7 protein-coding genes are annotated in these 7,204 nt (G+C 39.4%); 1 reads left to right on the top strand and 6 read right to left on the bottom strand.

The window, feature by feature from the left end; all coding sequences use genetic code 11:
- The 4 genes from AC1DPQ_RS12760 to AC1DPQ_RS12745 all read right to left on the bottom strand — a co-directional run.
- Positions 1-776, bottom strand: a 776-nt coding sequence (locus tag AC1DPQ_RS12760; RefSeq protein WP_477609575.1) for an ATP-binding protein, incomplete at its 3' end; no start/stop codon positions are given.
- 18 nt (positions 777-794) lie between these two features.
- Complete coding sequence (locus AC1DPQ_RS12755; RefSeq protein WP_477581892.1) at positions 795-1,013, bottom strand: hypothetical protein; 219 nt, start codon at positions 1,011-1,013, stop codon at positions 795-797.
- Positions 1,014-1,015: 2 nt separating this feature from the next.
- Positions 1,016-1,303 (bottom strand): WYL domain-containing protein, encoded by a 288-nt coding sequence (locus AC1DPQ_RS12750; RefSeq protein WP_477581890.1) that lies wholly within the window; start codon positions 1,301-1,303, stop codon positions 1,016-1,018.
- Between the two features lie 50 nt (positions 1,304-1,353).
- Positions 1,354-2,265: a BRCT domain-containing protein gene (locus AC1DPQ_RS12745; protein ID WP_477581888.1), complete on the bottom strand. Its 912-nt coding sequence runs from the start codon at positions 2,263-2,265 to the stop codon at positions 1,354-1,356.
- A 1,096-nt stretch (positions 2,266-3,361) separates the two neighbouring features.
- On the opposite strand from AC1DPQ_RS12745, the gene AC1DPQ_RS12740 reads away from it, so the two are divergent.
- Entirely contained in the window at positions 3,362-3,580 is a 219-nt protein-coding gene (locus tag AC1DPQ_RS12740) for a hypothetical protein (RefSeq protein ID WP_477581885.1), read from the top strand.
- A 163-nt stretch (positions 3,581-3,743) separates the two neighbouring features.
- Here AC1DPQ_RS12740 and AC1DPQ_RS12735 read toward each other — a convergent pair whose 3' ends face one another.
- Complete coding sequence (locus AC1DPQ_RS12735; protein WP_477581883.1) at positions 3,744-4,076, bottom strand: hypothetical protein; 333 nt, start codon at positions 4,074-4,076, stop codon at positions 3,744-3,746.
- Between the two features lie 1,571 nt (positions 4,077-5,647).
- Complete coding sequence (locus AC1DPQ_RS12730; protein WP_477609573.1) at positions 5,648-7,054, bottom strand: TolC family protein; 1,407 nt, start codon at positions 7,052-7,054, stop codon at positions 5,648-5,650.
- Positions 7,055-7,204: the final 150 nt, after the last annotated feature.

Raw genomic sequence — 7,204 nt, 5'->3', positions numbered from 1 at the left:
GTTCCTTGCTGATCCCAATCTACATTCTCATCAAACTCCTTTATATTTAGCTTAGAGCCTTTAACTAAAGCATCAAGGGGATCAACTCTTAACTCAGACATTCCTATGCTTAAATCAATAGAAAGATTTGGGAAAATTTTATTATGACTGTTTGTCATTCTTTCATTAATTTTTTCAATAATTTCTTTGTGTTCTTCAACAGGTTTTTTAGCATGTATGGTAAAGACCTCTAATGCTTTACTTATTTCAGATTCTTTATCATCTAAATTTAAACGTAGATTTTCTGCAATTGGGTCTACTATCAGTTTTAATAAGTTTTTCAATTCTGCTTGCGGATTCTCTAGTGCGCCAATTCTAAAAGGAACGGGTAGTCTGCTATTAAAGACGTTATCTAAACCAGCAGCATTACCGTCTTCCGAATATTCACTAACTTCAGGATCGTAAGTTTTTCTTGTCTTAACCCCACTTTTATCCCATTCCCATCTACTCTTTACAACTAGTAGATCGCCTTCCTTTTCTTTCCACTTTTCTGCAATATTTGCTGTTCCTTCTGGAATGTGTACCGATATTTCTATATAAGTATTTTCATCTTTAGATCTCTTGCAGTAATCTTTTTCATAAGAATATACTTGAGTTCCTACCGCTAATTCGTAAGCTTTTAATATTGTTGATTTGCCTGCATTGTTATCACCAACTAAACATAAAATATTATCCAAACTAACCGTTACCCCTTCATTACCAATACATCCTAAGTTAGCAATTGATATTTTTAACAATTTTGACCTCATATATATTTAATCAAATAAGTTTTTAACATGTCGATTTATATAACTATTCAAACCAGTTCCGCTTATTGCTAAACTCTTCATATTTTCAACATGATACTGCCCTGCTCTTGCATAACTATAACGATAAGTACGAGAATTGCCAGAAAATCCCACAAGTATATAATCAGCACCTATTTCATAGGCGGAGACTCCTGAGTCTCCGCCTGAATTCCTATAGCTTTCCATAGCTATATTTCGATATGAATTTGTGACATACCTTTATCTCCTTGTTTATAATCGTCTCTAACATCAAATGTATCATCCAAAAGGTTGATATCCTCAGCCTTTCCAAGGTCATACATTTTCCATCCCATTTTACCAGAAGACGAATATCCTCCAATTTGAAAAGCTCTCAAACCTTCATTTCCAGCAGTAGTTTTACCATAACAATGTGGCTCTACTTCTCTTGATTCTCCTTCGTAAGAAAATTCAATTACATTTTGGTTAGTGATTGCGTCAATAATTTTTTGGTTCATGATTGTTTGTTTAAGTATTAGTTGTTTTTATATCGAACATATGCTTATTGCTAATTTGATGTGTTCGAGTCATCAATAATATCAGCAAAATCAAATTCGTGGATAAGCATTATCGTATGCCCATCTTTTCTCATATTTATAGCTTTCTCTACTTTGCGACCATAACAAGAAAATGCCCATGCAGGGTTACCATTATCACCAACTATTAAATAGTCTGTTTTAAGCGTTATGCCATCGGTTGGTATACCTCCAAGATTGAGTATTTTTTTCTTCAAACCCTCCCTACTAATTCTTTGTAGTATGCCTGTGATACAGAAAGTCTTGCCCTCAAATTTAACATTAGGCTCACTCGTGCATAAGCCAGAGATATTGATATGCTCAGTTTCCTTTCGAATCTGTTCACTTATCACTTCATCCTGGATATTTACGAACTCTTTGAAATAAGCTTTTAAAACCAATCGCTCGTCATCATCAATTTTATTATCCGATAGCACAGATAGAATTAAACTTCTTATCTCATCGTAAGGGTAATATGTGTTTAAGTGTTCATTTTCTTCTAACCATTTATTTAAATCAATAACTTCCTGATCATTAATTACTCCATCTGCTAGAATTCCATGGCAAAGCCCCTGTAATGTTTGTATGTCAGAAGTTATAGGGTTATAATAAAAGCTGTCGTTCTCATATTTTTGACATAGCCAATACAAGTCTTCAATAGTCTCTTTTGATGGCATTTGCTGACTAGCGGCCTCTGCTATAATATTCATAAATTCATTAAAAGGATTTCTACCTATTAAAGCATCGTGTGCATTTGCCCATTTTTGTAGCTCATTAATTTCCTTTTCGTTTACTTCTCCATCTAAGTTTATTCCAAGCAAAATCCCTTTTAAAGAACTAATTGCTTTATCGGCTTGCGACTTTGATGTGTAGATATCTAGAATCAGTTGGTCTGGTTGTTTCATATAAGTATATTCAAGAGTAAGTAAAACAGCTCAATGCAAGCAACAATTTGAGTTGTGCATTCAGTGTTAAAAAAAGGTTGTTATAAAAGGGATTTGAGAGAAAATACGAAGAGAAACGAGCTAGAATTATTTAGATATCGTAATATACGATGAATAACTTGAAGTTTGCAAATTCTAATGCCACTTCTTAAAACATAAAGCTGAATTAACACTTACACGCGCTTTTCTCAACATATGTTTTATTACCATTACTATTGTAATAAAAACAACCGCCTTTAGAGCCTTGATATAATTTTTGCCCGGACTTATAAGTGCCGCACGGCATATAAGTTTCGGTATCTGTACCAGCCCCAACTTCATTTTGTTTGCTACAGGCCAGTATGCCAATACTTAAAAACAGGATATAATAAAATCTTTTCATGCAGCCAAGATATCTGACCAGGAGAACTAATTTTTACGGTTTCCCGTACCTACTCAAAAAAAATTAACCTATTCTTTTAGTTGTAAAGAAAATAATACTATCTTAATCGCAATTAATATATTTTATTTACTTTTTAACCATCATCTTATATCTAAAACAAATGACACCGGCCACGCCAAAAACGTAGCCAATTTCGAAACCCTTATTGCGTATTTAACCGGCTACGGCGCCGTTTATAACCCTAGCAATGCAAACATCCAGTTAACGAGTTTAACCGAGAAAGCTGCCGCAGCAAAAACCATTAGCGAGCAAGTACACGATGCGGCCGCAAAAAACAGCAACGCCATTGCCATTCGCGATCTGGCTTTTCAGCCTTTAAAAAAGCTGAGTACCCGAATCGTAAATGCGATAAAAGCGAGCGATGTTGCGCAACAGGTAATTGATAATGCCATTACCCACAACCGCAAAATTCAGGGCCAAAGGGCATCGGTAAAGTTAACAGAAGAAGAAAAACAGAAGCTGGCAGCAAGCGGCACTATTGTTAACCAGGTATCGGCCTCGCAACAAAGTTTCGATAGCCAGCTCGATACCTTCGATAAACAGATCAAACTGTTAGCTACCATCCCCACCTATGCGCCCAATGAGGTAGAGCTGCAGCAGGTCACCCTTACCACCTTGTACAACGATTTATTGCAGAAAAACCGCGATGTGGTATCAAAAACATCTGAGTTAAGCACCTTTAGGCTTAACCGCAACAAAATCCTGTACGATACTGAAACCGGTATAGTGGCACTCGCTTTAGATGCCAAAAACTACAGCAAATCGTTGTTTGGCGTAAGTACCCCGCAGTACAAACAAATTTCGGGCATTCCGTTTAAACCGATAAAAATTTAGCCTATCATGAAAAAAATCATCCCATCCCAATGTACATTTTAAAACAGCAACTCGGTTGCTGTTTTTGTTTAAAAGATATACTGCAAACTGTTGACAGCAAACCAGGGCAGCTAATAGCATTTATCATATTCTTAACTGCAAACTAAAAGCTGTTCACTGCAAACTAAAAGTAACCTACCTCTCCGATAAAGTTGTTAACTGCGCTGGCAAAACCATCAACTGCAAACATAAAGCTACCAACTGCAAGTATAATGTTGTTAACTGCGCTGATAGAACTGTTAACTGCAAGTATAAACCTGCCAACTGCAAGTATAATGTTGTTAACTGCAAGTTTAGAACTATCTACTGCAAGTTCAGAACTATTAACTGCGCTAACAATTCTGCCATCCGCAAGCATAAACCTACCAACTGCGAGTATAATGTTGTTAGATGCGCTGATAGAACTGTTAACTGCTTTCATCATGCTGGCACCCGCAAGCATAAACCTACCAACCACAGGTATAATGTTGCTAACTGCAATGCAAAACGGCGAATTGAAAAGCTCAATGAAGATTGCTTTTATCGATATAACAATTTTAATAGGAAAGTTCAAAGATCTCTCCTCCAAAGGAGTTTCTTCGGAACGCTACTGTAGAGATGACGAATTTTATCGAGGTAGAATGACTTAATGATAAAAACACTACTAATGAGATTGCTTCGGCTCGCTCACTCCCAGCCTCGCAATGACGGATTTATCGAGATTAAATAACGCGAATGATTCTCTGCACCCTGCTATCCTGCATAGCAGATAGCGACCGCTTTAAGGTTCCCGCATGCGCGGGAATGACGACCGTATTATAGCGAGCGCCTTAAACCCCTATCCGCCTATCGGCACCTTTCCCCTGAAAGGGAAAGGGCTAAAAAACAAATTACCGCATCCTGCAATATGCTCCATGCGATCTGCATCATGCTATCGGCCTAGGATATGATGGAAGGAGAAAACGTTAAAGCTTTAGCACCCCCTTTCAACTTACCACTACCCCGAGGCAGCACACCCTCCCCGATCCTTCATCGGGGCTTGTGCTGACGACCAAAAAGCTTTGACGAATTTATCCGACATCAGATCCAAGCCTTTCAGTTATGCCTTGGTTTTTGTTGTTTTTAATGGCAGGCATGCTTTCGCTACGCTCAGGTTTGTTTCTTTTGGGCCAAGCCAAAAGTAAGAGCCCTTCGGTGGCTAACCGAGGCAAGCCCAAGTAGAGGGCAACAACATAGCGACCGCTTTAAGGTTCCCGCCTGCGCGGGAATGACGACCGTATTAGAAAGTACAAAGATCTCTCCTCCAAAAGAGTTCCTTTGGAACACTACGGTCGAAATGACGAATTAATCGAGGTAGAATGACTTAATGCTAAAAACACTACTAATGAGATTGCTTCGTCAGCTGAAAAAGCCTTCTCGCAATGACGAATTGATCGCAATTAAAATAACGCGAATGATTTCTCTTCTCCCTGTTGTCCGGCATAACAGATAGCGAGCGCTTTAAGGTTCCCGCCTGCGCGAGAATGACGACCGTATTATAGCGAGCGCCTTAAACCCCTATCCGCCTATCGGCACCTTTCCCCTGAAAGGGAAAGGGCTAAAAAACAAATTACCGCATCCTACAATATGCTCCATGCGATCTGCATCCTGCTATCCGGCCTGGCAGATTTTCGTAGAAATAAGCATTGAAATTCTTGCACAACCCCACAATACACCACTGCTCAAGGCAATATAAAGTCCCGATTCTTCATCGGGGCCTCCATATTGCCGCAATAAGAATTTCGATAGCTTAGTTCAAGAAAGGATGCAAGCCTTGATTTTTGGTTACCTTTTTATCAAGAAAAAGGTAAGAGCCCCTCGGCGGCGGCGAGCCGAGGCAAGGCAGAGCTTAGGGCAAAGAATAGCAACCGCTTTAAGGTTCCCGCCTGCCCGGGAATGACGACTGTATTAGATAAGCCCCATTATAACCAAAAAGACACCAAGAACACCAAGCTAATACTTGGCAATCTTAGTGTCTTCGTGACTTAGTGGTTTAACTAACCGAGCAGATTACTGCCAGCCGCCTCCTAACGAGCGGTACAAACCAACAACTGCATTTAACTGCTCTGTTTTAATGGTAGTTAACTCCAGTTCGCTTTGCAATAAATTGCCTTGTGCGGTAATTACCTCTAAATAGTTCGCCATACCACTTTTAAACAATAAACTTGCATTTTTTGAGGCTTGTTGTAAAGTCTGCGCTCTTTTTTCAGCAATGCTGTATTGTGTTTTTAACTTCTCTACTTTCGTTAACTCATCAGACACTTCGCTAACAGCATTTAATACCGACTGACGGAACTGGATCACCGATTTCTCGCGATCGATCTTAGCCAGTTCTAAAGAAGTTTTTAGCTGACCTCTTTGAAAAATCGGCTGGGTAATCCCTGCTCCAACCAAACCGAACAACGATGCCGGAACATTAAACCAGTTGCTCGCTTTAAAAGAGTTGATGCCTCCGCTAGCCGTAATCACCAACGATGGATATAAACTTGCTTTTGCTACACCAACCTTTGCATTAGCAATGGTAAGCGCCAGTTCGGCACTTTTAATATCAGGCCTGCGGCTTAACATCGACGAAGGAAAACCTGCATTCAGGTCTTGTGGGATACTCATTTTATCCAAACGGCTTTCGCGGTTAATGGTTTTTGGCAAAGTACCGATCAATACACTTAAAGCATTTTCCTGTAAAGTTACATTTTGCTCCAAACGGGGGATCAACTGTGCCGCATTTAACTGTTGCGCCTGTGCCTGCTGTATCGCTAATGAAGTTACCTGACCTGCATCGAACTGTAAGTTGATAATCCTTAATGTGCTATCGTTCAGTTTTAAGTTCTTTTTCGCGATTTCCAATTGCGCATCAAGCATTAACAAATTGTAATAACCTTGTGCAACATTGGCCACTAAACGCGTTTGAACTGCTTTACGTGCCTCTTCTGTCTGTAAAAAACTGGCTAAAGCGCCAGCTTTTTGATTGCGGATTTTGCCCCAGATATCAGCCTCCCAAACCACCCCCAGATTCGCATTGTAATCTTCGATGTGTGTTGAGCCTGTAAACTGGTTAAGGCTTAAACCATTTAAACTGTTATCAGACGGACGGCTCGAACTCGCCGCCACCTGCAATTTCAGTTCAGGTAAATAACCCAGTTTCGATTGTTTGAACAATACTTCGGCTGCATCGATATTTTTCAAGGCAATCTGCATATCGTAATTTTTAACCAAAGCTGTATCAATTAAATTCTGAACAGTAAGATCGTTGATAAAACTCTTCAATGGCATACCGCCAACACTCGAAGAATCTTTAGGCAATGAATTTCTGAATAAGCCTGGCGCAATATTGGGCAAGGCTGTATCTTTCGAAACCGAACATCCGCTCCAGATCAAAGCAAGGAGCAGGATGGTAATTAGATTAAACCGTTTCATAAACTACATGATTATTATTTACAGGCTCTCCATTGTGGTGAACAACCTCATTTCTTGATTTTTTTGATATTTTTTCCTGTAAGGCCTGGAAGATGACGAAAAGTACCGGAATGATGAACAAACCTAAAACTACACCCGATACCATACCAC

Source organism: Pedobacter sp. 01T416_2 (genome assembly GCF_056398925.1).
The sequence above is the reverse complement of the archived record's forward strand: the minus strand, read 5'-3'. Positions and strand labels throughout refer to the sequence as shown.

Excerpts from the sequence above, each read along its gene's own strand:
- AC1DPQ_RS12750 (WP_477581890.1), bottom strand. The coding sequence starts at position 1,303 with ATGAACCAAAAAATTATTGACGCAATCACTAACCAAAATGTAATTGAA.
- AC1DPQ_RS12755 (WP_477581892.1), bottom strand. The coding sequence starts at position 1,013 with ATGGAAAGCTATAGGAATTCAGGCGGAGACTCAGGAGTCTCCGCCTAT.
- AC1DPQ_RS12730 (WP_477609573.1), bottom strand. The coding sequence starts at position 7,054 with ATGAAACGGTTTAATCTAATTACCATCCTGCTCCTTGCTTTGATCTGG.
- AC1DPQ_RS12745 (WP_477581888.1), bottom strand. The coding sequence starts at position 2,265 with ATGAAACAACCAGACCAACTGATTCTAGATATCTACACATCAAAGTCG.